The sequence below is a fragment of the Variovorax glacialis genome (genome assembly GCF_051216375.1).
Lineage (GTDB): Bacteria > Pseudomonadota > Gammaproteobacteria > Burkholderiales > Burkholderiaceae_C > Variovorax.
Map to the genome: position 1 here is coordinate 134175 of NZ_JBPJZT010000013.1, position 23149 is coordinate 157323.

Consider the following 23149-nt stretch of genomic DNA (forward strand, 5'->3'; position numbering starts at 1 on the left):
CCGCGGGCTCAGTTCGCCCTGGAAGCCTCCTCGGCCGCCAGGCAGAGGTCGGCCCACGCGCGGCCCTTGTCGGCAGGATTGCGCAGCAGGTAGGCCGGGTGGTAGGTGGCGACGACCGGCGGACCGTCCTGCATGCCCGGCAGGATCGCCACCGGCATCGCGCGGCCGCGCAGCTTGCCGAGCGGATCGCCACTCTGCAGAAGGCTCTGGGCCGCGAGCGGGCCCATGGCCAGCACCAGGCGTGGCGCCAGCGCGGCCGCATGCTCCGCGAAGACATCGACGATGGGCCGAGGGCTCTCCGGCTGGCCCGATGCCACACCGCGATGCGTGCGCATCAGGTGCACGGGCGTTTCGCCGGCATCCAGTTGGAGGGCCCGCAACATGTTGTCGAGCAGCCGGCCTGCGTCGCCCGCAAAAGGTTCGCCGTGACGCCCGTCGAGCTCGGGCGGCACGTCCGCGACGATCAGCCAGCCGCCTTGCGGCGCGGCCGCGTCGCCGTAGAGGCGGCGTGGCGCATCGACGAGGATCGAGGCGCCGTGGGTCACTGCCACAGGCGCGCGAGGCGCCATCGCGGGTGACCCCGACGGTTCGGGCGTCGCAGGACGCACCGGCGCCGAGGGCGCGCGCTGCACCACGGGTGCTTCGGCCGCAGGCCGGGATTCCATGGTCGTGTCGCCCGCAACGGAAGCGCGCGAGGCCGGAACCGCTTCCGGTTCGGCCGCTTCGTCCTTGGGCCACCAGAAGAGCTTGACGCCCATCTCATCCAGCATCGCGCGCTGCCGCGCATCCAGCATCAATCCGCCAGTCGTCATATCAAAAGACCCAAAACCCGCAGGCCGGCGAAGCCAGGCCCACTCGTGAAACACCGCGGATCCGGCTTCGCCGGTCCGCCGGTGTTGCCCCCTGCAAGGGGGTAGGAGAAGCGACACGAAGTGCGCGAAGCCTGGGGATGCTTCACCTGAGTCCTCCCCAGGCGCTGCTGGATTCCTGCAATCGCAGGCTCATCACCACGGCATCCTCGCGCCGGCCGCCGTGTGCCGGGTAGTACCCCTTGCGCATGCCGACACGGCGAAAGCCGTTGCGTTCATAGACCGCGAGCGCGCGCGCATTGCTTGCCCGCACCTCGAGCCACAGCCACTGCGCGTTCTGGCCGCGCGACCAGCCTGCCAGCGCCTCCAGCATCAGCGGCGCCCATCCCTGCCGCTGGAAAGCCGGCGCGACCGTGATGTTGAGCAGATGGACTTCATCGACGCCCTTCATGGCGACGAAATAACCGATCAGCGTTTCGCCTTCGGTGCGGCTCACCGCCCGGCTCCACAGGGAGCGGATGCCGCTGGGCGCGGGCGCTGCGCTCTCGGCTTCGGCGGCTGGCGCGACGAGGCATTGGCAGTGGTAGCCGGCCGCCAGCGAATCGGTGAAGTTGGCCTGCGTCCAGGGATGCGTGAACGCCGTCTGCTCGATCGCGCAGACGGCGGGAATTCGCTCGATCGTGATCGCTTCGAGACGGGCTTCACGCGGCTGTTGCAGGACTGCGCTCATGATGGCTGGGTGCCCGCCGCCTTGATGGCGGCGCGCTCTTCGGTTGTCTGCGCCACTTTATCGCGAACGTAGAGCGGCCATGCATCGGCCGGCGCAACGGTGCGGCCGGCGGCCAGCAGCGCGGGCGCGAGGCGCAGCATCGCCGAGGCGGTGGGAAGCACCTCGTGGCGCGCCGCCGCTCGCGGCAGGCGCTCGCCGTACGCGGCGAAGGCATTGCCCGCCAGCGCCCAGCCGGCCGGGACGGCGACGGCTTCGGGCGCCAGCAATTCCGCTTCGCTGGCCATGACCTCGACGCCGAAGTCGTAGCTCGCCGTGTAGACCTGTTCCATGCGCGCATCGAGCACGGCGACCACCTTCTGGACGCCGAAGCGATGGCGGGCCTCCTCGGCGACGGCAAGCAGCGTGTCGATCGGCAGCAAGCGCACGCCGGCGCCGTAGCCCAGCCCCTGCGCGACGGAGCAGGCGGTGCGCAATCCGGTGAACGAGCCGGGGCCCCGACCGAAAGCGATCGCATCGAGTTCGCGGAGCGTCAGGCCGGCTTCGGCCAGCAGTTGCTGGATCAGCGGGATCAGCGTCGACGACGACTGCGCGCCGCCGATGCCGCTGTGCTCGAACTGCACGTCGCCGTGGCGGACGGCGATAGACAAGGCCTCGGTGCTGGTGTCGAAGGCGAGCAGCCTAGACATCGGCGCCTCCTCTCGCCGCCGCGGGCATCACGGGGGCCGCCGCTTTCACGACGGCGCCACGGTTGCGCTGGACGCCGAACAGGATGCCCGCCGTGACGAGCAGCAGGCCCGCGATCAGGTTCCAGTACAGCGGCTCGTCGAGGAAGATCACCGCGCCAAGCGCCGAGAGCCCCGGCACCAGTGCCGTGATCATGGCCGTACGGACCGGGCCGAAATACTGGACCATTCGCGTGAAGGTGATGCCCGAGATGACGACCGAGCCGATGCCCTGGAAGAACATCTGGAAGGCGATTTCTCCGACAGGCGCACTGTCGAGCCGGCTTGCCAGCACGCCGAACGCCGCCAGCAGCGCATAGGCCGGCACGTAGGTCATGAAGGCGAACACCGTGATCGCGATGGTCGCGCGCACGGCCTCGAGCCCGTGCTTGCGGACCACCACGCTGTAGCAGGCCCAGCAGAAGGCCGCGCTCATGAAGAACAGGTCACCCTTCCAGATCGAGCCGCCTTCGAGGGCATGAAGCAGGCTGGCGCCGCCGACGAAGAGATCGCCCAGGACGATCAGCGCCAATCCCAGGGCGCGTCCCGGCGTGATGCGGTCGCGAAGCACGAGGGCGGCAAGCAGCGCGGTCCACAGCGGCAGGCTGCCTGGCATCAGCACGGAGGCGTGCGTGGCCGGTGCGAAGACGAAGCCGCTGTAGGCCAGCAGTGCATAGGCCAGGCCGCCGAAGACGCCGGCGATCGCGGTGAGGCGCAGTGGGACCGGCGACAGGCCGAAGAACGAGCTTAGGGCCGAAGGATCGCTGGCGCGCGCGCGCATCACCAGCCACGCGCCCCATGGCATCAGCACCAGGCTGGCACCGCAGATGCGGGCGAAAGCGATGTCGAAGGGCGTGAGGGACCGCCCGGCAGTGGCCCGTGCGATGACGATGAAGGCCGTCCACACGAGGACTGTGACGATGGCCGCGCCGATGCCAATGGTGCGAGGGGAGAAGCGGGGGGCGACGGGCATAAAGGATTATTGCTCGCCCCCAGGCTTGCTCACTTCGTGTAGCCGCCTCCCCCCTGCCGGGGGCAATACCAGCGGCCCGGCAAAGCCGGTTCCGCGGTATTTTCTGACTCGCCCCCAGGCTTGCTCACTTCGTGTAGCCGCCTCCCCCCTGCCGGGGGCAATACCAGCGGCCCGGCAAAGCCGGTTCCGCGGTATTCCTGGCATGGGGGCCGGGATAATCTGTCGATGTCCTCTTTGCTTCCTGTCTTGTGCCGCGTCAGCCGGCTCTTTCCGATCGTCTTCACCCTGGCACTGGCACCGCTCGCTGCGAGCGCCCAAGGCCTTCCCACTGAAGTCGATGCTGCGCTGGCCCGCGCCAAAGTTCCGCGAGACGCCGTGACGATGTTGGTGGTCGACGCCGAAGGGAATCGCAATCCCCGACTCGCTTGGCGCACGCAGGCGCAGGTGAATCCCGCGTCGATCATGAAGCTGGTCACTACCTATGCGGCGCTCGACCTTCTGGGGCCGGCCTTCACATGGACTACGCCGGTGTATGTGGACGGGCCGGTGCGCAATGGTGTGCTGGAGGGCAATCTCTACATCAAGGGGCAGGGCGACCCGAAGCTGGTACTGGAGCGGCTGTGGCTGCTGTTGCGCCGCGTCCAGGGGCTGGGGATCCAGGGCATCAACGGCGACATCGTGCTGGACCGCAGCGCATTCGAGGTGGCCGACACCGATCCGTCCGCGTTCGACGGCGAGGGGCTGCGCCCCTACAACGCGGCGCCCGATGCGCTGCTCATCAACTTCAAGTCGGTCGTCATGACCTTCGTGCCCAACCGCGCCACGCAGACGGCGCAGGTGAGCTTCGAGCCGGCATTGGCCGGCGTGAGCACGCAGGCCACGGTGCCGCTGTCGGCGGGCGAGTGCGGCGACTGGCGCGGCGCGCTGGCCGCCGACTTCGCCGATCCGGCACGCATCGGTTTCGCGGGCAGCTACCCCGCCGCATGCGGCGAGAAGGTGTGGCCCGTGGCCTATGCGGACCCCCGCAGCTACGCGGCGCGCGCGGTTGGGGGACTCTGGATCGAGATGGGCGGACGCATCAAGGGTGTGGTGCGCGAAGGGCGCGTGCCCGCTGAACTCCGACCCGCTTTCGAAATGCCCTCTCCGCCGCTGGCAGAGGTGATCCGCGACATCAACAAGTACAGCAACAACGTGATGGCGCAGCAGCTCTTCCTCACGCTGGGCCTGCAGCAGAAGAAGCGCGGCTCGCTGGACGGCGCACGCACGACGCTGCGCCAGTGGTGGAACGACCGCGTCGGCACCGGCGAGGGCCAGCCGGTCTTCGACAACGGCTCGGGGCTCTCGCGCGAGGAGCGCATCACTGCCGCTGCGCTCGCCAAGATGCTGCAGGTGGCCTGGCGCTCGCCGGTGATGCCCGAGCTGGTGTCGTCGCTGCCCGCGTCGGGTGTCGACGGCACGCTGCGCAAGCGCGGCCTGCGCTCGGGAGGAGCCGCCCACCTCAAGACCGGCACACTGCGCGATGCGGCCGGCGTGGCAGGATTCGTCCACGGTGCCAGCGGACGTCGCTACGTCGTGATCGCGATCGCGAATCACGCGAACGCCGTCGCGGCACGGCCGGCCTTCGACGCCCTGGTCGACTGGGCCGCGCAGGACTGACCGACAGCTGACATCCGTCGCATGTAGGCGAACACCGATTGCGCCGCAAGCGGCCGCTGCCCAGAATCGAACGCCAATCGCGTTCCGATCACAGCAGGAGACAAGACCATGACCCGACTGCCGGCCTTCGCCCTCACGGGCATCGCATTGATCCTGTCAGGCTGTGGCGGCGGCGGCGGTGGTGGTTTCAACGTCCCGGTCGTGATCGACTCCGGCCGCGGCTCGGTCGTGACTTTTCCGCCCGAGCGGACGAAGCAGTTGACGGTGAACGAGCTCACGGCCCTGATGGCGTCGACGCCGCAGGGCACGCAATTGCAGCAGGTCACCGGGGCGCCCAAGTGCGGGGTGGACATTCGCTATCTGGAGTACCGCACCATCGGCGGCCAGGGAGAGGACACCAATGCCACGGCCGCCATCATGGTGCCCACGGGCGGCGATCCCGCGTGTACCGGACAGCGACCGACGGTGCTGTATGCCCATGCCACCACCCCGGCGCGCGACTACAACATCGCACGCTGGACCGATGCCGGCCAGCCGGCCGCCGGCGAAGGCATGGCGGTCGCGGCCATGTTCGCCGCGCAGGGCTTCAACGTGGTGGCACCCAACTACGCGGGGTACGACAAATCGACACTGACCTACCACCCCTACCTCAACGGAAACCAGCAGGGCAAGGACATGGTCGATGCGCTGACGGCGGCGCGCAAGACCTTCACCGTGATCGGCGCGTCCGACTCGAACGCGTTGTTCATCACCGGCTATTCACAAGGCGGCTACGTCGCAATGGCGGCGCACCGCGAGATGCAGGCCACCGGCAAGACGGTGTCGGCCTCGGCGCCCCTGTCGGCGCCGTCGGCCATCAGCCTGCTGACCGACTACAGCTTCAGCGGCTGGCCGGCCTTGTCCTCCACGGTGTTCACGCCGTTGCTCTCGACCAGCTGGCAGAAACAGTTCGGCAACGTCTACACCGCCACGAGCGACATCTATGAAGCCCAATACGCACCAGGCATCGACACCCTGCTGCCGAGCCTGACGCCGATCAACACCCTGTTCCAGACCGGCAAGCTGCCACCGCTCGCTCTCTTTCCAGCCAATGCCGTGCCCGGGCCGATCAATCCGTCGGTGTCGATCTTTTACGGTCCTAACAACCTCATCAAGCAGAGCTACCTGACGCAGGCGGCCAACGACCTCCAGGCCACGCCCTGCCCCGGCAACGCCCTGCCGGCCACCGCGGCGTCGTTGAGCACCACGGCGCCGCTCAATTGCCAGCCGCTGCTCGGCTTCCGCAAGGCGGCCGTCGCGAACGACCTGCGCAACTGGCTGCCGACCCGACCGATGCTGATGTGCGGCGGCGCCAATGACCCGACGGTGAACTTCCTCAGCACGCGCGCCACGGCGGGCTACTTCCGCGCCAGCGGCGCGCCGGCGTCGGCATTGACGGTGGTGGACCTCGAAGATGCCGCGACCATCGATGCGTTCTCGCCCGCCCGGTCCGGCTTCGCCACCGCCAAGGCGAACCTGGCCGCGAGCACGCCGGGCACGCCCGCGGACCAGGCGCAAGCCGTCACGCTTGCCTACCACGGCACGCTGGTGTTTCCTTTCTGCCTGGTATCGGCGCGCGGCTTCTTCCAGGGCGTGCTGGCGTCGGGCCTCTGAGTCGGCCCGTCAGGCCGCGGCCGCGCGTTGGAGGCGGTCGCGAACGCCTTCCCAATCGGGTTCGGCCGGGGGCGTTTCCACCCAGATCAGCTTGACGCCTTCGGCGTCGAAGGCACGCAGCACTGCGAAGAGTTGCTGCGCGGTCGCCGCCGCGTCTTCCGGCATGCGACGCAGCAGCACCCGCTGCGACCGGCTCTTGAGTGCGGTGCGCGCCCACACGGCGATGTGCGCGGCGTTCGCGCCGAGCACGTCGAGGCCCGTCTGCAGCGCCTTGGCGTCCATCAGGCGCACCTTGGCGCTTGGCGCGTAGTGCGCCTCGAGCGTCCCGGAAGCGCGCGGATCCGGGGCGCCGAGATCGTCCTTGTCGCGCAGGGCTTCGCCGCAGGCCGCCTCGATCTGTGCTCGCGTGATGGCGCCGGGGCGCAGCAGCACCGGCGCGCCGCGGCTGCAGTCCACGATAGTGGACTCGATGCCGACCTCGCAGGGGCCGCCGTCGATCACGAGGAGCTCGTCGCCGAATTCCTCCTGCACGTGCAGCGCGGTGGTAGGACTGACGCGCCCGAAGCGGTTCGCACTCGGCCCTGCGACCCCGTAAACGCCATGCTTCGCGCAAGCCGCGAGCAGCGCCTGCGCCACGGGATGCGAAGGGCAGCGCAGCCCGATGGTGTCCTGTCCGCCGGCGGCCGCGGCACCGATGCCCGGCTGCCGCGCGACGATCAGCGTCAGCGGCCCCGGCCAGAAGGCGCGGACCAGTTTCTGCGCGAAGGGCGGCAACGGCCGGGCGAAATGCGCCAAGGCCTCGGTGCCGGTTTCGCCGGCCGCCACATGCACGATCAGGGGATGGTCGCTCGGCCGGCCCTTGGCAGCAAAAATGCCCGCGACGGCGGCATCGCTGCCCGCATCGGCGCCAAGGCCGTAGACGGTCTCCGTCGGAAAGGCCACCAGTCCGCCGGCCTGCAGCACCCGGGCGGCTTCTTCGATGGCATCGGGCGTGCGGCCGTCACGGATCATGCCGCTCACTCCGACAAGGGGATGGGCAGGCCCAGCAGCGCCGCGGCAAAGTCCGCCGTGCTGCGAACCGCCTCGATGTCATCCCCGGTGATGTTCAGATGGCCCATCTTGCGGCCGCGGCGCGCTTCGGTCTTGCCGTAAAGGTGCAGGTGCGTGCCAGGCAGGGCGAGTACGTCGGCCCAGCGCGGCTCCTCGGGAACGTCGCCGTCGGTGAACCACAGGTCGCCGAGCAGGTTCAGCATGATCGCGACGCTGTGCTGGCGGGGCGGATTCAGGGGCAGGCCCGCCATCGTGCGCACCTGCAGCTCGAATTGCGACACGTCCGAGGCGTCCACCGACCAGTGGCCGCTGTTGTGCGGGCGTGGCGCCATCTCGTTGACGACGAGCGAGTCGTCGGCGAGCACGAAGAATTCGACGCACAGCACGCCGACGTAGGCCAGGCCCTCGGCGATCGAACGCGCGGCCGCTACCGCGCGCCGCGCCGTGGATTCGGGCATGTTGTGTCCATGGACTTCCGTGACGGCGAGGATGCCGTCGCGATGCAGGTTGCGCTGCACCGGGAAGTTCACGATCTGCCCGTCTTCGCCGCGCGCGACGATCACGGAACACTCGAAGTCGAGCGGCAACAGCTTCTCGAGCACGCAGGGCACGCCGCCGGCGTCTTCCCAGGCAGCGGTCAGTTCGGCATGCGTCGCCACGCGCCGTTGCCCCTTGCCGTCGTAGCCGAGGCGCGCGGTCTTGAGGATGCCGGGAAGCAGGTCCGGCTGCACTGCGGCGAGGTGGTCCGCCGTTTCGATGACGGCATAAGGGGCGCAGTCGACGCCGCAGCGCACGAAGTGGGCCTTCTCGCGGATGCGGTCCTGCGCGATCGCCACGGCCGAGGCGGCCGGCGCGACCGGCCGCGCGATCGCGAGGTGTTCGAGCGAAGAGGCCGGCACGTTCTCGAACTCGGTCGTGATGGCGTCCGCCAGGCCGGCGAGACGCGCCAGGGCATCGACGTCGGTGTAGTCGGCGTGGATGTGGTGATGGCTCACTCGCCCGGCCGGGCTGTCGGCGTCAGGGTCGAGCACCGCGGTGAAGTAGCCCATGGTCTGCGCCGCGTGCACGAACATGCGGCCCAGCTGGCCGCCGCCGACCACGCCCAGCGTGGCGCCCGGCAGGATGGTGCTCACAGCGCGCCCCCGCCCTGCGGTGAAAAGGGCGAGACCTCGGTGGCATCTGCCGGCGGCAGCGTCATGGATTGCGCGGCCTGGGTCTGCTTCTCGCGGAACGCATCGAGCTGTGCTCTGAGCGCCGGGTTGCCCACCGCCAGCATCGCGACGGCGAACAGGGCCGCATTGGCCGCACCGGCATTGCCGATGGCGAAGGTGGCGACCGGCACGCCCTTGGGCATCTGCACGATGCTGTAGAGCGAGTCCACGCCCTGGAGATGCCGGCTGGCGACCGGCACGCCGAGCACCGGAACGGTCGTCTTCGCCGCCAGCATGCCGGGCAGGTGGGCGGCGCCCCCGGCGCCTGCGATGATCGCGGCCAGGCCGCGCGGCGCGGCGCTTTCGGCATAGGAAAACAATTCGTCGGGCATCCGATGGGCCGATACGACCCGGGCTTCGTGGACGATGCCGAATTGCTGGAGAATCTCGACGGCGTTGCGCATCGTCTCCCAGTCGGAGTTCGAGCCCATCACCACACCGACCTGAATTGCTTGCTTCATGGTTCGAATTTTACGTTTCACCCCCAACATCCCGCGATGATCGACATCACCCTCGAAAACTTCCAGACCGAGCTCATCGATGGCTCGTTGACCACGCCGGTGCTGCTGGACATCTGGGCCGAATGGTGCGGACCCTGCAAGCAGCTCGGCCCGGTGCTCGAAAAGCTCGAAGTCGAGTACGCCGGCCGCTTCACGCTGGCCAAGCTCGACGCCGACAAGGTGCCGCAGATTTCGCAGCAGCTCAGCCAGATGTTCGGCGTGCGCAGCATCCCCTTCTGCGTGATGTTCAAGGAAGGCCAGCCGGTCGACGGCTTCGTCGGCGCCATCCCGGCCGAACAGATCCGCGCCTTCCTCGACAAGCACGTGCCCGGTGCCGACGAGGCCGAGGCGCTGGAACAGGAAGAGTCCGCGCAAGCGGCCCTGGCCGAGGGCGACACCGAGGGCGCCCTCGAAAAGCTGCAACACGCGGTCGCGACCGATCCCGCCAACGACGACGCGCGCTTCGACTACGTCAAGCTGCTGCTGCAGGAGGGCCGCATCGACGACGCCAAGGTCGCGTTCGCGCCGGTGATCGCCAAGACTTCGCTGGTGCGCCGTTTCGATTCGCTCCAACGATGGATGGACGCCATCGATTTCGCGGTGCCGGCCACGGGCCCGGCGCCGGCGATGGCCGACGTGGACGCGCGCATTGCTTCCAACAAGCGCGATTTCGACGCCCGCTTCGACCGCGCCCGCCTGCTGATGAGCGCCCAGCGCTGGACCGACGCGATGGACGAGTTGCTCGACATCCTGATGCGCGACAAGAGCTGGAACGAGGATCTCGCGCGCAAGGCCTACATCGCCGTGCTCGACATCATCGAGCCGCCGAAGATCAAGGTGGCCGACGGGCAGATCCCGCCCGATGATCCGACCGTGGCGACCTACCGGCGCAGACTCAGCAGCGTGGTCCTGAGCTAGCGTCTCGCATACGATGGCGCCCGTGATCAACCTGCTCCAGAAGGAACAACAGGCCATGCGCTTTCGCCCCGCCGCCCGAGCCGGCGCCATCCCCTTTTACGCGGCCGCCCTGCTCGCCGCAGGCCTGCTGGCCGGTTGCGGCAGCGGCATCAGCCTCGACGAAGCGATCGAAGGCCCCGTCTGGCGCCTCGAGCAACTCGGCGGCGAGGCGGTCGCACCGACCGGCGATCCGCAGCGTGACCCGCAAGTGCAGTTCGACCGGCGCAACGGACGCCTGAGCGGTTCGGGCGGCTGCAACCGACTGACGGGGACTTTCGAGCGCAGCGGCAGCACGCTCAAGATGAGCCAGTTGGCCTCGACCCGCGTGGCATGCGCCGATCCGGCGCGCAGCGCCAGCGAAACCCAGTTCTTTGCGGCGTTGCAGGCGACGGCAAGCTATCGGATGCAGGGGCCCTCGCAACTGTCGCTGCTGGACGCGGGTGGGCGGACCGTGGCGACGCTGACCAGCGCGTCCCGCTGACCGCCTGAACGCACCGACGCCAGCCGCCGGCCCTTACCAGCGGGTCGGCAACGGGCCCTTGACGTTCATTCGTCCCTGAGCGACTTCCACGTATCCGCCAGCGGCCAGGTCTTTCAGCAAGCGGCTGACCATCTCCCGTGAACAGCCGATTTCGCGGGCGATGGCTTGGTGCGTCAGGCGTTCGACGATGCAGCGGGTTCCGTCGGCCTGCAGGGTGGCGCGCTCTTCGAGCAGCAGCTTCAGCCGACCATAGACATCCAGCAGGGCCATGCTGCGCGCGCTCTCGGTTGCCAGCCGCGCGCGGCGGATCAGCCGGACGATCAGCGCGAGCGCGAACTCCTTGTCTGCACCGATGTGCTGAAGCACCGTCTCACGCGTGACCACCGCACACACCGTCGGCTCGACCGCCTGCACGCTCGCCGAACGAGGACCGCCGTCCAGGGACATCTCGCCGACATATTCGCCGGGCCCGTGCAGGGCCAGGGTCACCTCACGGCCGCGGGCATCGGACAAGAAGGCGCGCAGTCGACCTGACAGCACGATGTAGACGGCGCCGCCGGTGTCGCCCTCCTCGATGAGCATCGCGTGCGTCCGGTAGCGGCGCTGCACGCCGTGTTCGGCCAGCTTTTGAAGGGGGGGTGGCAGGACGAGAGGGTCGGCACTGGATGCTTGGGGCATCCATTGAATATAAGCGCGCCCCCTCGGGGTGAAGGCCGCTTCGGGAAATCGCTACTCGACCAGGCGCAAGGCCGAAACGATCTGCGGCATGCGGGACACGCGATGCACGACTTCCCGGATGCTGCTGCTCCCCGTCTTCTGCCGCACATTCTTGATGTGAGTGCGCACTGTGGACATCCGGATGCCTTCCAGGCAGGCGATCTCCTCGGCACCGTGGCCTGCGCACAGGCGCGACAGCACGTTCTGTTCGGCCCGGGTCAGGTGGCGGGCGCGCGCAAACATCTGCATGGTGAGCGACTCGCAGCCGGGGCGGCGGCTGCACATGACGAGGACGGTGTCGATGGTGGCCCCGCCGTGCACGGCAGCAAGGGGGATGAAGGCGAGCGACAGTGTTTCACCAGCGTGATCGAGTTCGACGATGCCACGGCAGTCGCGCTCCGCGTCCTTGAGCGCCTGACGGACTTTCGCCTGGGCCGCGGCGTTGCCGGCGCACAACATGCCGTCGCCGTTGCGCAGCACCTGCCCGCTGGTCAGCTCTCGGCGTGCCGGGTAGTTGGCGTGCAGGATGCGGCCGGTGAGGTCGACGAGCAACAGGCCGTGGTCGATCTCGTCGAGGACCCTGGCGAGCATTCCCGGCTGCAATGAATCGGGCGGGCTCGCCGTGACGGAACTACGGTCCTGCACATAACGAATCTGGAAGTCTGCCGTTGCTGCCGTTTCCATGACGCTCTCCACATTTGTAGGGATGCGTGCAGTGTGGAATACGGCAAGGCTGCCGGGCGGTGAGTATTGCCAAGGGGTTTGTGACTTATTCACATCGCCCCCATGGAGGGCTTGACTCAGTCCGTGAGCCGTTGCAGCGCCTCGCGGTACTTCGCGGCGGTCTTCTCGATCACTTCAGCCGGGAGGCGCGGCGCCGGCGGCGTCTTGTCCCAGGGCTTGCCGTTGATCCGGGTGGCCTCGAGCCAGTCGCGCACGAACTGCTTGTCGTAGCTCGGCGGATTGATGCCGGCCGCAAGCGCGGCCTCGTAGCCTTCGACCGGCCAGTAGCGCGAGCTGTCGGGGGTCAGCACCTCGTCCATCAGCACCAGCGTGCCGGCTTCATCGAGTCCGAATTCGAACTTGGTGTCGGCGATGATCATGCCCTTGCCGAGCGCGATCTCGGCCGCCGTCTCGTAGATCGCGATGCTGGTCTCGCGAATCTGCTGGGCCAGCTTCGGGCCCACGATCTCGACCACCTTGTCGTAGCTGATGTTCTCGTCGTGCGCTCCCGCCTCCGCCTTGGCGGCCGGCGTGAAGATCGGCAGCGGCAGCTTGCTGGCGTTGGTGAGGCCTTCGGGCAGCGGCACGCCGCAGACGGCGCGGTTTTCCTGGTACTCCTTCCAGCCACTGCCCGCCAGGTAGCCGCGCACGACGGCCTCGACCGGAATCGGCTTGAGCCGCTTGACCAGCATGGAGCGGTCCTTCACCTGCGGCACTTCGTCAGGCGTCACCACGCTCTCGGGCGCTTCGCCGGTGAGGTGGTTGGGGCACAGGTGACCCAGCCGGTCGAACCACCACAGCGCCATCTGCGTGAGGATCACGCCCTTGCCGGGAATCGGCTCGCCCATGATCACGTCGAAGGCGGACAGCCGGTCGCTCGCGACCATCAGGATGCGGTCATTGCCGACGGCATAGTTGTCGCGCACCTTGCCGCGCGCAAGCAGCGGAAGGCTCTGGATGGTGGAGGTGTGGACGGTGGTCATGGGGCTGAGTCGGATGCGAAAGACGACAGAGATTGTGCGCGCAGAAAAAAGCCACCGCGAACGGTGGCCGGTGCGGACTGGGGGGTGCGCGGAGCCTGGGGGTTAAACGACCTCTTGAATGAGTTCGCCCTTGGCGTACTTCGCGGCGACCACCTGCAGGTTGTCGCCCTTGATCTTGGGGGCCTGGCCTTCGCAGCCGAACTCGATGTAGCGCTGCTTGCAGATCAGGCGGGCGGCTTCGCGCGCAGGCTTGAGCCATTCGCGGGCGTCGAACTTCTCGGGGTTCTCGGCGAGGAACTTGCGCACCGCACCGGTCATGGCCAGGCGGATGTCGGTGTCGATGTTGATCTTGCGCACGCCGTGCTTGATGGCTTCCTGGATTTCCTCGACCGGCACGCCGTAGGTTTCCTTCATGTTGCCGCCGTACTGGCGAATGAGCGCCAGAAGGTCCTGCGGGACGCTTGACGAGCCGTGCATCACCAGGTGGGTGTTGGGAATGCGGCGGTGGATTTCCTTGATGCGATCGATCGCGAGGATGTCGCCGGTGGGCTTGCGGGTGAATTTGTAGGCGCCGTGGCTGGTGCCGATCGCGATGGCCAGCGCATCGATCTGGGTGCGCTTGACGAAATCGGCGGCCTGCTCGGGGTCGGTCAGCAGCTGGTCGCGCGTCATCGTAGCGTCGGTGCCGTGGCCGTCTTCCTTGTCGCCCTTCATCGTCTCGAGCGAACCGAGGCAGCCGAGCTCGCCTTCGACGGTCACGCCGTACTTGTGCGCCATGTCGGCGACCTTCTTGGTCACGTCGACGTTGTAGTCGTAGCTGGCGATGGTCTTGCCGTCGGCTTCGAGGGAGCCGTCCATCATCACCGAGCTGAAGCCGAGGTCGATGGCGCCCTTGCAGACGTCCGGGCTCTGGCCGTGATCCTGGTGCATCACCAGCGGAATCGTCGGATAGGCCTCGATGGCCGCCTGGATCAGGTGCTTGATGAAGGCTTCGCCCGCGTATTTGCGGGCGCCGGCACTCGCTTGCAGGATGACGGGCGCGCCGACTTCCTTCGCGGCCTCCATCACGGCCTGGACCTGTTCGAGGTTGTTGACGTTGAACGCCGGGATGCCGTAGCCATTGGCGGCGGCGTGGTCGAGCAGTTCGCGCATCGAAACGAGTGCCATGGAATTACCTCGCGGGAAATCTAGGGATGGATCGGAAAAACTGCAACGATTCTACTTACCGCCCCCGCCAATCACCCCCAAGGCCCCAAACTCAGCGCCCCGCCATTCGGAAAACCACGCGGAACCGGCTCAGCCGGGCCGCAGGGGTTGCCCCCGGCAGGGGGTAGGCGGCCACACGAAGTAGCCAAGCCTGGGGGCGAGTCCAGAAACCCCGCGGAACCGGCTCAGCCGGGCCGCAGGGGTTGCCCCCGGCAGGGGGTAGGCGGCCACACGAAGTGGGCAAGCCTGGGGGCGAGCTCAGGAACCCCGCGGAACCGGCTCCGCCGGGCCGCTGGTGTTGCCCCCGGTAGGGGGTAGGCGGCCACACGAAGTGGGCAAGCCTGGGGGCGAGTCAGTTAACCCTGCAGATCTTGAGCATGTTCGTGCCCCCCGGCGCGCCCATCGGCTCGCCGCACGTGATTGCATAGACATCGCCCGTCTGCACGATGCCCCGCTTCTTCAGATGCGCCTCGGCCTGTTCGAGCGCCGTGTCGCGATCGCTCTCGGAATCCATCAGCAGCGGGCGCACGTTGCGATACAGCGCCATCTTGCGCTGCGTCGACAGCCGGGACGTCAGCGCATACATGGGGATGTGCGCGCGATGGCGGCTCATCCACAGCGGCGTGGAGCCCGATTCCGTCAACGCGACGATCGCCTTGGCGCCCAGATGGTGGGCAGTGAAGAGCGCACCCATCGCGATCGACTGGTCGATGCGGCTGTACTTCTGGCCGCTGAAATCGGCGTCAAGGTGCAGGTCTTCGGCTGCTTCGGCGGCCTCGCAGATTCGGCTCATCTCCTGCACGGTTTCGAGAGGGTAGCGCCCGGAAGCCGTCTCGGCCGAGAGCATCACGGCGTCAGTACCGTCGAGCACCGCATTGGCCACGTCGCTGACCTCGGCGCGCGTGGGCACGGGGTTGGTGATCATCGACTCCATCATCTGCGTCGCGGTGATGACGACCTTGTCCATCTCCCGCGCCATGCGGATCATCTTCTTCTGCAGCGCCGGAACCGCGGCATTGCCGACCTCCACGGCCAGATCGCCGCGCGCGACCATGATGCCGTCGCTGGCGCGCAGGATTTCGTCGAGCTTGGGGATGGCCTCGGCGCGCTCGATCTTGGCGATCATGCCGGGCTTGTGACCAAATTCAGCCGCCGCCACATTGCACAGCTGCCGCGCCATTTCCATGTCGGTCGCGTTCTTCGGGAAGCTCACAGCCACGTAGTCCGCCTGGAAGCTCATCGCCGTCTTGATGTCTTCCATGTCCTTGGCCGTCAGCGCCGGCGCCGTGAGGCCGCCACCCTGCTTGTTGATGCCCTTGTTGTTGGACAGTTCGCCGCCCAGCCGCACGGTGGTGTGGACCGCATCGCCCTTCACCGCATCGACGGTGAGCACGATGAGCCCATCGTTCAGCAGCAGGCTGTCGCCGGGCTTCACGTCGCGCGGAAGGTCCTTGTAGTCGAGACCGACGGCGTCGATGTCGCCCAGTTCGGTCCGCGAAGCGTCCAGCACGAACTTCGCGCCCGGCTCCAGCCAGATCTTGCCGTCGGCAAACTTGCCAACCCGGATCTTCGGCCCCTGCAGGTCCGCCATGATCGCCACCTCCCGCCCCGTGCGGCGGGCCGCCTCGCGCACCATCGCCGCGCGATTGATGTGGTCCTGCGCGGTCCCATGACTGAAGTTCAGCCGCACCACACTGACCTTGTGGTTGATCATCTGCTCCAGCAGCTCCGGCGAATTCGACGCCGGACCCAGCGTCGCGACGATCTTGGTGGCATGTCGGGGAAGGCGGGTCGTGCTCATTCAAGTCTCCGGTTTGTATTCCACACTGTATACACTTTACCCAACCACCGCCAGCGTTTTATCCCCGCCCCCTTCAGCCCGGAAACACCGCGGATCCGGCTCAGCCGGTCCGCCGGTGTTGCCCCCGGCAGGGGGAAGTCGAAGCGACACGAAGTGTGCGCAGCCTGGGGGCGAGCCCTATCCCGCGCGCTTGGACAGGATCTCGAAGGCCGGCAGCGTCTTGCCCTCGAGTACTTCCAGGAAGGCACCGCCGCCGGTCGAGATGTAGCCGATCTTGTCCTCGATGCCGTATTTCGCGATCGCGGCCAGCGTGTCGCCGCCCCCGGCGATCGAGAAGGCCTTGCTGCCGGCGATGGCATCGGCGATCGTTTTCGTTCCATTGGCGAAGGCATCGAACTCGAAAACGCCCACCGGACCGTTCCACACCACGGTGCCTGCCTCGCGCAGCTGCGCGGCCAGCAGGTCGGCGGTCTTCGGTCCGATGTCGAGGATCAGGTCGTCATCCGCCACGTCGCTCGCGTCCTTCACCGTCGCAGGCGCATCGGCAGCGAAGGCCTTCGCCGTAACGACGTCCACCGGGATCGGCACCGCGGCGCCGCGCGCACGCATGGCCTCGATCACGGCCTTGGCCTCGTCGAGCAGGTCCGGCTCGGCCAGCGACTTGCCGATCTTCAGGCCGGAAGCCAGCATGAACGTGTTCGCGATGCCGCCACCGACGATCAGCTGATCGACCTTGTCGGCCAGGCTCTTGAGAATGGTGAGCTTGGTGCTGACCTTGGAGCCCGCGACGATCGCGACCAGTGGCCGCTGCGGATGGGCCAGCGCCTTGGTGATGGCATCGATCTCCGCGGCCAGCAGCGGGCCTGCGCAGGCCACCTTGGCGAACTGCGCGATGCCATAGGTGGTGGCCTCGGCACGGTGCGCGGTGCCGAAGGCGTCGTTGACGTAGATGTCCGTCAGCGCGGCGAGCTTTCGCGCGAGCGCTTCGTCGTTCTTCTTCTCGCCCTTGTTGAGACGGCAGTTCTCGAGCAGCACGATCTGGCCGGGCGCCACCTGCACGCCATCCACCCAGTCGGACACCAGCGGCACTTCGCGGCCGAGCAGTTCACCGAGGCGGACCGCAACAGGCGCCAGCGAATCCTCGGGCTTGAACTGGCCTTCGGTCGGGCGGCCGAGGTGCGATGTCACCATCACCGCCGCGCCCGCATCGAGGGCCAGCCTGATGCACGGCACCGAGGCGCGGATGCGCGTGTCTTCGGTGATGCGGCCCGTGTCGTCCTGCGGCACGTTGAGGTCGGCTCGGATGAACACGCGCTGGCCGGAGACTTTGCCTTGCGCACAGAGGTCGGTGAATCGAAGAACGTTCATGGGATTGGGCAGGTTGGATGCGAATGAAAGTGCCTCGACGGGCAGCAGCGGACATTGTAGGTTTGGGCCGCTTGCAGGCGAATGTCAGCCGGCGAGCCCCGGCTTCTGCACGAAGCCTTCCAGCAGTTGCACGAAACTGGCCGCCGCCGGCGAGAGCGAACGCCTCGACGCTCCATACACGCAGACCTCGCGGTGGAAGTCCGGCTGGTCGAGCCGAACCATCTGGAGCCCGTGGGCACGCACCAGCGACGCCGAGTAGGTCGGGCAGACCGTGACACCCAGGCCGGAAGCGACCATGCCGAGCGCGGTCGTCATGTACGACACCTCCTGCGTGGTCGCACGCAGCATGAATTCGCGCGCATCCGCTTCCAGCTCGGGCAGCACGCGCTGGCGAAAGTCACGCGTCGGTGCAATGAAGGTGTAGGGCCCGAGTTCGCTCCAGCGCACCTTTCGACGACGCGCGAAGGCGTGGTCCGGCGGGCAGATCAGCCAGTGACGGTCGCGGAACAGCGTGCGTCGCTCGATGCTGGCTTCCACCGCCACGTCCTGGCCCACCGCCAGCTCGACCTCGCCCGAATGCAAGCCGTCCAGCAAGTGTTCGGGCAGCGTGTCGGCCAGTCGAACGTCAACATCCGGGTGGCGCTCGCGGTAGGCCGCGATCACGCGCGGCATCAGGGTGCAGGCCATGAGCTGTGGTGCAGCCAGGCGCAGCACGCCCTTCTTCTTGTCGCGCAGGTCGGTCACGCCGGCCACCGCGCCTGCGAGGTCTGCCAGCAGCCGCTGCACGGAAGGCTGGAATTCGCGCCCGGCCTCGGAAAGCAGCACGCGCCGCGTGTGGCGATCGAAGAGCTGCACACCCATCTCGCGCTCCAGTTCACGCACCAGCACGCTCAACGCCGACTGCGTGAGATGCAGGGTCGCAGCCGCCGCCGTGAAGCTGCCGGTCTCGGCGACCGCGGCAAAGGCGCGCAACTGGCGCAGGGTCAGATTCATGGTCTCTCTTCATCAATCAATGAATTTATTTCGATTGAATCATAGGAAGAACCACGGCCCAATCCCTGCAAGCCCCTGATGGAGACAAACCATGCCCGCCGAGAACGCGCCTCTCGCCACATCGTCCGTGCCCGTGCCTGTGCAAGGCCTGCACCACTTCGCCTGGCGCTGCCGCGACAGTGAAGAAACCCGGCGCTTCTACGAAGACCTGCTGGGCCTGCCGCTGACCCACGTGATCAAGAGCGACCACGTCCCCAGCACCGGCGAGTTCTGCCCTTACGTCCACATCTTCTTCCAGATGCGCGACGGCTCGCACATCGCCTTCTTCGACCTGGGGGACGACGTCGCCGCGCTGCCTTCGCCCAATACGCCCGCGTGGGTCAACCACATCGCACTGCGCGTCGATTCGGTCGATGAACTGATGGCCGCGAAGGCCCGGCTCGAAGCGGCCGGCGTCGAAGTGCTGGGTCCGACGGACCATCACATCATCGAGTCGATCTACTTCTTCGACCCGAATGGCATCCGCCTCGAACTCACCACACCCACGGTGTCCAAAGCCGAGATGGACGCCCACGCCCGGCGGGCCCGCGCTGACCTGGACGCCTGGACGCTCCGAAAGGCCGAACTGCGGAAGGCTGCGAACCATGGCTGATATGCACCTGGCGGTCATCGACGTCAAGCCCGGCGCCTCGCTGGAAAGCCAGTCGGGCCTGCAGATGCTGCGCCCGCGCATCTATGGCGCGTACCGCGCGCCGGGCGGCCCGAAGAAGGTCGCGGCCATCGTGATGCATCCCACCAGCAATTTCATGGGCCATTACCTGATCGGCCCGCTGGCCGAGCGCGGCATCTGCTGCATGGGCCTCAACTCGCGCTACATGGGCAACGACACGGTGCTGCTGATGGAGCGCGCCATCCAGGACCTGGGCGCCGGCGTGCAGTTCCTGCGGGCAGCCGGGTACGAGAAGGTGGTGCTGATCGGCAACTCGGGCGGCGCCGCGCTGGCGAGCTTCTACCAGTCGCAGGCCGAGCAGCTCACGGCACACCACTTTCCGGATGGCGATCCGACGCACCTGCATCCCGACGACCTGCCACCGGTCGATGGCATCGCGCTGTGCGCCGCGCACCAGGGCCGATCGAAGCTGATGCGTGACTGGATCGATCCCTCCGTCACCGACGAGCACGATTCGATGTCGGTGGACCCCGAGCTGGACATGTACGACGCGCGCCACGAAGTGCCCTACAGCGCCGAATTCCTCGCGCGATTCAGCGCGGCCCAGAAGTCTCGCCTCTACCGCATCGAGAACTGGGCCGTAGAGCGGCTTCGGATGCTGCGCAGTACGCCCGGCGCGCCACGCGACCAGGCCTTCATCCTCTATCGCACGCATGCGGACCCGCGCTGCGTCGACCTGTCGATCGATGCGAACGATCGCTCGCCCGGCAGCGTCTGGGGCGATGCGCGGCAAGTCAACTATTCGGCCAATGCGATGGGCCGCACCACCTCGCTGACCGCTTTCCTGTCGCAATGGTCCTCGCGGTCACAGGCTGACGGCCCGTCGAATCTCGCGCGCACGACAGTGCCCAAGCTGCTGCTGACGTACACCGGCGACCAGTCGACCTTCCCGAGCACGCGCGATGCGTGGATGGCCGCGGGCGGCGCGCGCATCCGCAACGTCGACATCGTCGGCGGCAACCACTATCTCGCCGGGCAGCCAGGGCTGGTGCTCGAGGCCGCCGATGCGGTCGCCGATTGGGCGCACGCGCTGTGAGCACGCCCGACACACCGATGGAAAGCTACACCTTCGCTCCCGCGTACGAGCTGCCGCACTGGCCCTTCGTCCCGCCGCCCGAACTGGAAGGCGAAGCCATCACCCGCCATCCGATCGTGATCGTCGGCGCCGGCCCGGCCGGGCTGACGCTGGCTTGCGACCTCGCACGCCGCGGCGTGCGCGCGGTGCTGCTGGACGAGGACGACACCGTAGGCGTGCGCGGCGCCTCGTCGCGGGGCATCTGCTACGCGCAGAAAAGCCTGGAGATCTTCGCGCGCCTCGGCATCTACGAGCGCATCGCGCGACAAGGCATCACATGGTCCTTCGGCCGCACCTTCTCCGGCGAGCAGGAGGTCTACAACTTCAACCTGAAGACCGACAGCGTGTCGGTGCAGCCGCCCTTCATCAACCTGCAGCAGTTCTACGTCGAGTGGTTCCTGGTCGACCGCATTCTGGAACTCGGGCTGACCGACCTGCGGTGGAAAAGCCGCGTGACGCAGGTGACGCAGCTCGAGGACGGCGTCCGGGTGCAGGTCGAAACCCCGGCAGGCAACTACACGATCGAGGCCGACCACCTCATCGACGCCACCGGCGCCAACAGCCCGATCCGCACACAGCTCGGCATCGATGCGCATCCGTCGCGCAGCACCGATCGCTGGTGCATCAGCGACGTGCGCTTCAGGAAGCCGCTGCCGACCGAGCGCTGGACCTGGGTCGACGCACCCTTCAACGAAGGTCGCGCGGTCTGGCAGCACCTGATGGGAGACGGCGTCTGGCGCATCGACTACCAGATGCCCGAGGATTGCGACACGGCGCACATCAGCAAGCCGGAAGTGGCCGGTGCGCGCCTGCGCGAGCAGCTCGGCCCGGGTGTGGAGTTCGAGTTCGTCTGGATCGGGCCCTACGGCTATCGCGATCACCTGCTCGACAAATTTCGCCATGGCCGCATCCTCTTCATCGGCGACTCGGCGCACGTCGTGAGTCCTTTCGGCGCGCGCGGCGGCAACAGTGGCATCCAGGACGCGGCCAATCTCGGCTGGAAGCTTGCACTGCTCGCGCAAGGAGAGGCGGGCGATGCGCTGCTCGACACCTACGATGCCGAGCGGCGCCCGGCTGCGGCAGAGAACCTCCGCGTCACGAGTCGGTCGGCGCGCTTCCTCGCGCCGCGATCGCCGGCCGAGCACACGCTGCGGCGTGCGGTGGTCGCGCTCGCTTCGCGTCACGCCTTCGCCCGTGCGCTCGTGAACACAGGTCGCATGTCGGTCGCCAACGACTACCCCGTCGCGCCTCACTTGCCCGAGGGCGCGCGGACGATGCAGAACCTGCCGCTGCGTCACGCGGACGGAACGCCGACCACGCTGATGGACCTGCTGGCCGACGGCACGCAATGCCTCGGCCTCTGGTTCGCGCCGACGCGCGCGGAGGCTGCGGCCGTCTCCGATGCTGTGGCGTCGTTGCCGGTTCGCCTCGTGGCGGTGGGCGGCGACAGCGGCCTGCCCACGCTGCAGCCTGATGAAGTGCTCGCGCGGCATCTCGGACATCCAGCGGCCGGCAGCCTGTGCCTGGTGCGCCCTGACGCCTATCGCGCTGCTGTGCTGCGCCATCCCGCGCCCGCTTCGATTTCAGTCGCGCTTCGTGCCGCGCTGGCCATCGCCGAGGAAAGCAGGACGCCATGATCACCGAGCCCCACATTCCCGATCCAGACGGCTTTTACGCGGCCTGGATCGGCGCGGTCGAAGGACTGACCGAATCCCAAAGCGCCGACTTCAACGCGCGTCTCGTGCTCCTGCTCGCCAACCAGTGCGGCGACCAGGCCGTGCTGCTGGACTGCATCTCAGCTGCACGCGAGAGCGGTGAATTCACGCATCACGACCCTCAAAGCCCAGCATGAACACGACCGTCTCCTTCGCCTCCGCGTCCGACACCCGCGAGCAGAAGCCGCAGGTGCGCGAACTCGCGCCCGACGTGTACGGCTACATCAGCGACTTCGACCCCAACTGCGGCTTCATCGTCGGCGACGAGCACGTCGTGCTGATCGACACCCGGCCCACGCCGCGCATGGCGCGCGATTTCCTCGCCGACATCCGCACCGTCACCGACAAGCCGATCAAGTTCATCGTGCTCACGCACTATCACGCGGTGCGGGTGATGGGCGCAAGCGCCTTCGACGACGTGCAGGCCATCATCGCCAGCCAGGGCACGCTGGACTGGGTGCGCGAGCGCGGGCAGGCCGATTTCGATTGGGAAGTCGGGCGCTTTCCGCGCCTCTTCGCCGGCGTCGAGGAAATCCCGGGCCTCACCATCCCGACCATGGCTTTCGAACGCGAGATGAGCCTGTGGCTCGGCAAGCGCGAAGTTCGATTGATGTGCCTCGGCCGTGGCCACTCGGGTGGCGACACCGTCGCGTGGCTGCCGGATTGCGGCGTGCTGTTCTCCGGCGATGTCGTCGAGAACCGCTGCGGGGTCTATGCCGGGGACGCCTACATCCAGGACTGGGCCGGGACGCTCGATGCCGTCGCCGCGCTCGAGCCCCGGGTGCTCGTGCCCGGCCGCGGCGCCGTGCTCGAGGGCCAGGGCGCGTGCGCCGAAGCGATCGCGCTCACGAAAGGCTTTCTCTCGACACTGATCACCAGCGTGCGTTTGGGCATCGACGCGGGCGACAGCCTGCGCGGCTGTTTCGAACGCGCCGAGCTGGCGATGAAGCCGCGCTTCGGCGACTGGCCCGTCTTCCAGTGCGGATTCAACCGGTCGATGCAACACATTCGCTGAACATCTCAGCGGGTGTATGGAAGCCGAGCGTCTTGCGCGGCCTCTCGTTCAATTGTCTCGCGATCGCGTTGAGTTGAAGCT

The 23149-nt window shown here is 67.7% G+C and carries 23 protein-coding genes; 9 read left to right on the top strand and 14 right to left on the bottom strand.

Annotated features, from left to right (window positions below):
- Window positions 1-8: 8 nt before the first annotated feature.
- The 4 genes from ACSFBL_RS27195 to ACSFBL_RS27210 all read right to left on the bottom strand — a co-directional run bounded on the left by ACSFBL_RS27195 (window position 9) and on the right by ACSFBL_RS27210 (window position 3234).
- A complete protein-coding gene (locus ACSFBL_RS27195; RefSeq protein WP_435518938.1) occupies window positions 9-812 on the bottom strand; it encodes a uracil-DNA glycosylase in 804 nt (267 codons plus the stop codon).
- Window positions 813-954: 142 nt separating this feature from the next.
- A complete protein-coding gene (gene rimI, locus ACSFBL_RS27200; protein ID WP_435518939.1) occupies window positions 955-1539 on the bottom strand; it encodes a ribosomal protein S18-alanine N-acetyltransferase in 585 nt (194 codons plus the stop codon).
- Entirely contained in the window at window positions 1536-2225 is a 690-nt protein-coding gene (gene tsaB / locus ACSFBL_RS27205) for a tRNA (adenosine(37)-N6)-threonylcarbamoyltransferase complex dimerization subunit type 1 TsaB (RefSeq protein ID WP_435518940.1), read from the bottom strand. The genes rimI and tsaB overlap by 4 nt, the downstream gene beginning before the upstream one ends.
- Window positions 2218-3234: a DMT family transporter gene (locus ACSFBL_RS27210; protein ID WP_435518941.1), complete on the bottom strand. Its 1017-nt coding sequence runs from the start codon at window positions 3232-3234 to the stop codon at window positions 2218-2220. The genes tsaB and ACSFBL_RS27210 overlap by 8 nt, the downstream gene beginning before the upstream one ends.
- A gap of 225 nt (window positions 3235-3459) precedes the next feature.
- Between ACSFBL_RS27210 and dacB the strand changes: the two genes are divergently transcribed.
- Together dacB and ACSFBL_RS27220 are read left to right on the top strand one after the other, a co-directional pair.
- Entirely contained in the window at window positions 3460-4890 is a 1431-nt protein-coding gene (dacB, locus tag ACSFBL_RS27215; protein ID WP_435518942.1) for a D-alanyl-D-alanine carboxypeptidase/D-alanyl-D-alanine endopeptidase, read from the top strand.
- 108 nt (window positions 4891-4998) lie between these two features.
- The gene (locus ACSFBL_RS27220) at window positions 4999-6543 is read left to right on the top strand and encodes an alpha/beta hydrolase family protein (protein ID WP_435518943.1); all 1545 of its coding nucleotides are present in this window, start codon (window positions 4999-5001) and stop codon (window positions 6541-6543) included.
- Window positions 6544-6552: 9 nt separating this feature from the next.
- Here ACSFBL_RS27220 and ACSFBL_RS27225 read toward each other — a convergent pair whose 3' ends face one another.
- From ACSFBL_RS27225 to purE, 3 genes are read right to left on the bottom strand one after another with little or no spacing between them, the layout of a single operon-like run.
- Entirely contained in the window at window positions 6553-7554 is a 1002-nt protein-coding gene (locus ACSFBL_RS27225; protein WP_435518944.1) for an L-threonylcarbamoyladenylate synthase, read from the bottom strand.
- A 5-nt stretch (window positions 7555-7559) separates the two neighbouring features.
- Window positions 7560-8726, bottom strand: a complete 1167-nt coding sequence (locus tag ACSFBL_RS27230; RefSeq protein WP_435518945.1) for a 5-(carboxyamino)imidazole ribonucleotide synthase — start codon at window positions 8724-8726, stop codon at window positions 7560-7562.
- Complete coding sequence (gene purE, locus ACSFBL_RS27235; protein WP_435518946.1) at window positions 8723-9265, bottom strand: 5-(carboxyamino)imidazole ribonucleotide mutase; 543 nt, start codon at window positions 9263-9265, stop codon at window positions 8723-8725. Before purE ends, ACSFBL_RS27230 begins: the two co-directional genes overlap by 4 nt.
- Before the next feature lie 36 nt (window positions 9266-9301).
- Between purE and ACSFBL_RS27240 the strand changes: the two genes are divergently transcribed.
- Together ACSFBL_RS27240 and ACSFBL_RS27245 are read left to right on the top strand one after the other, a co-directional pair.
- Window positions 9302-10222: a tetratricopeptide repeat protein gene (locus ACSFBL_RS27240; protein ID WP_435518947.1), complete on the top strand. Its 921-nt coding sequence runs from the start codon at window positions 9302-9304 to the stop codon at window positions 10220-10222.
- Window positions 10223-10244: 22 nt separating this feature from the next.
- Window positions 10245-10742: an META domain-containing protein gene (locus tag ACSFBL_RS27245; RefSeq protein WP_435518948.1), complete on the top strand. Its 498-nt coding sequence runs from the start codon at window positions 10245-10247 to the stop codon at window positions 10740-10742.
- A 33-nt stretch (window positions 10743-10775) separates the two neighbouring features.
- On the opposite strand, the gene ACSFBL_RS27250 is transcribed toward ACSFBL_RS27245, so the two are convergent.
- The 7 genes from ACSFBL_RS27250 to ACSFBL_RS27280 form a co-directional block, all read right to left on the bottom strand.
- Window positions 10776-11351 carry a Crp/Fnr family transcriptional regulator gene (locus tag ACSFBL_RS27250; RefSeq protein ID WP_435518949.1) on the bottom strand — a complete coding sequence of 192 codons (576 nt, stop codon included), beginning with the start codon at window positions 11349-11351 and terminating at the stop codon, window positions 10776-10778.
- 120 nt (window positions 11352-11471) lie between these two features.
- Window positions 11472-12143 (bottom strand): helix-turn-helix transcriptional regulator, encoded by a 672-nt coding sequence (locus tag ACSFBL_RS27255; protein ID WP_435518950.1) that lies wholly within the window; start codon window positions 12141-12143, stop codon window positions 11472-11474.
- A 116-nt stretch (window positions 12144-12259) separates the two neighbouring features.
- Window positions 12260-13165: a phosphoribosylaminoimidazolesuccinocarboxamide synthase gene (locus ACSFBL_RS27260; protein WP_435518951.1), complete on the bottom strand. Its 906-nt coding sequence runs from the start codon at window positions 13163-13165 to the stop codon at window positions 12260-12262.
- A gap of 102 nt (window positions 13166-13267) precedes the next feature.
- A complete protein-coding gene (fba, locus tag ACSFBL_RS27265; RefSeq protein ID WP_435518952.1) occupies window positions 13268-14332 on the bottom strand; it encodes a class II fructose-bisphosphate aldolase in 1065 nt (354 codons plus the stop codon).
- A gap of 391 nt (window positions 14333-14723) precedes the next feature.
- A complete protein-coding gene (gene pyk / locus ACSFBL_RS27270; RefSeq protein ID WP_435518953.1) occupies window positions 14724-16172 on the bottom strand; it encodes a pyruvate kinase in 1449 nt (482 codons plus the stop codon).
- A 177-nt stretch (window positions 16173-16349) separates the two neighbouring features.
- Window positions 16350-17540: a phosphoglycerate kinase gene (locus tag ACSFBL_RS27275; RefSeq protein ID WP_435518954.1), complete on the bottom strand. Its 1191-nt coding sequence runs from the start codon at window positions 17538-17540 to the stop codon at window positions 16350-16352.
- 84 nt (window positions 17541-17624) lie between these two features.
- A complete protein-coding gene (locus ACSFBL_RS27280) occupies window positions 17625-18533 on the bottom strand; it encodes a LysR family transcriptional regulator (protein WP_435518955.1) in 909 nt (302 codons plus the stop codon).
- Between the two features lie 91 nt (window positions 18534-18624).
- Between ACSFBL_RS27280 and ACSFBL_RS27285 the strand changes: the two genes are divergently transcribed.
- From ACSFBL_RS27285 to ACSFBL_RS27305, 5 genes are read left to right on the top strand one after another with little or no spacing between them, the layout of a single operon-like run.
- Window positions 18625-19185 carry a VOC family protein gene (locus tag ACSFBL_RS27285; RefSeq protein WP_435518956.1) on the top strand — a complete coding sequence of 187 codons (561 nt, stop codon included), beginning with the start codon at window positions 18625-18627 and terminating at the stop codon, window positions 19183-19185.
- Window positions 19178-20299: an alpha/beta hydrolase family protein gene (locus ACSFBL_RS27290; RefSeq protein ID WP_435518957.1), complete on the top strand. Its 1122-nt coding sequence runs from the start codon at window positions 19178-19180 to the stop codon at window positions 20297-20299. Before ACSFBL_RS27285 ends, ACSFBL_RS27290 begins: the two co-directional genes overlap by 8 nt.
- Before the next feature lie 17 nt (window positions 20300-20316).
- The gene (locus ACSFBL_RS27295; protein ID WP_435518962.1) at window positions 20317-21975 is read left to right on the top strand and encodes an FAD-dependent oxidoreductase; all 1659 of its coding nucleotides are present in this window, start codon (window positions 20317-20319) and stop codon (window positions 21973-21975) included.
- Window positions 21972-22190 carry a DUF2783 domain-containing protein gene (locus ACSFBL_RS27300; protein WP_435518958.1) on the top strand — a complete coding sequence of 73 codons (219 nt, stop codon included), beginning with the start codon at window positions 21972-21974 and terminating at the stop codon, window positions 22188-22190. Before ACSFBL_RS27295 ends, ACSFBL_RS27300 begins: the two co-directional genes overlap by 4 nt.
- On the top strand, window positions 22187-23068 hold the full coding sequence (locus tag ACSFBL_RS27305) for an MBL fold metallo-hydrolase (protein ID WP_435518959.1): 882 nt from the start codon (window positions 22187-22189) through the stop codon (window positions 23066-23068). Before ACSFBL_RS27300 ends, ACSFBL_RS27305 begins: the two co-directional genes overlap by 4 nt.
- Window positions 23069-23149 lie beyond the last annotated feature (81 nt).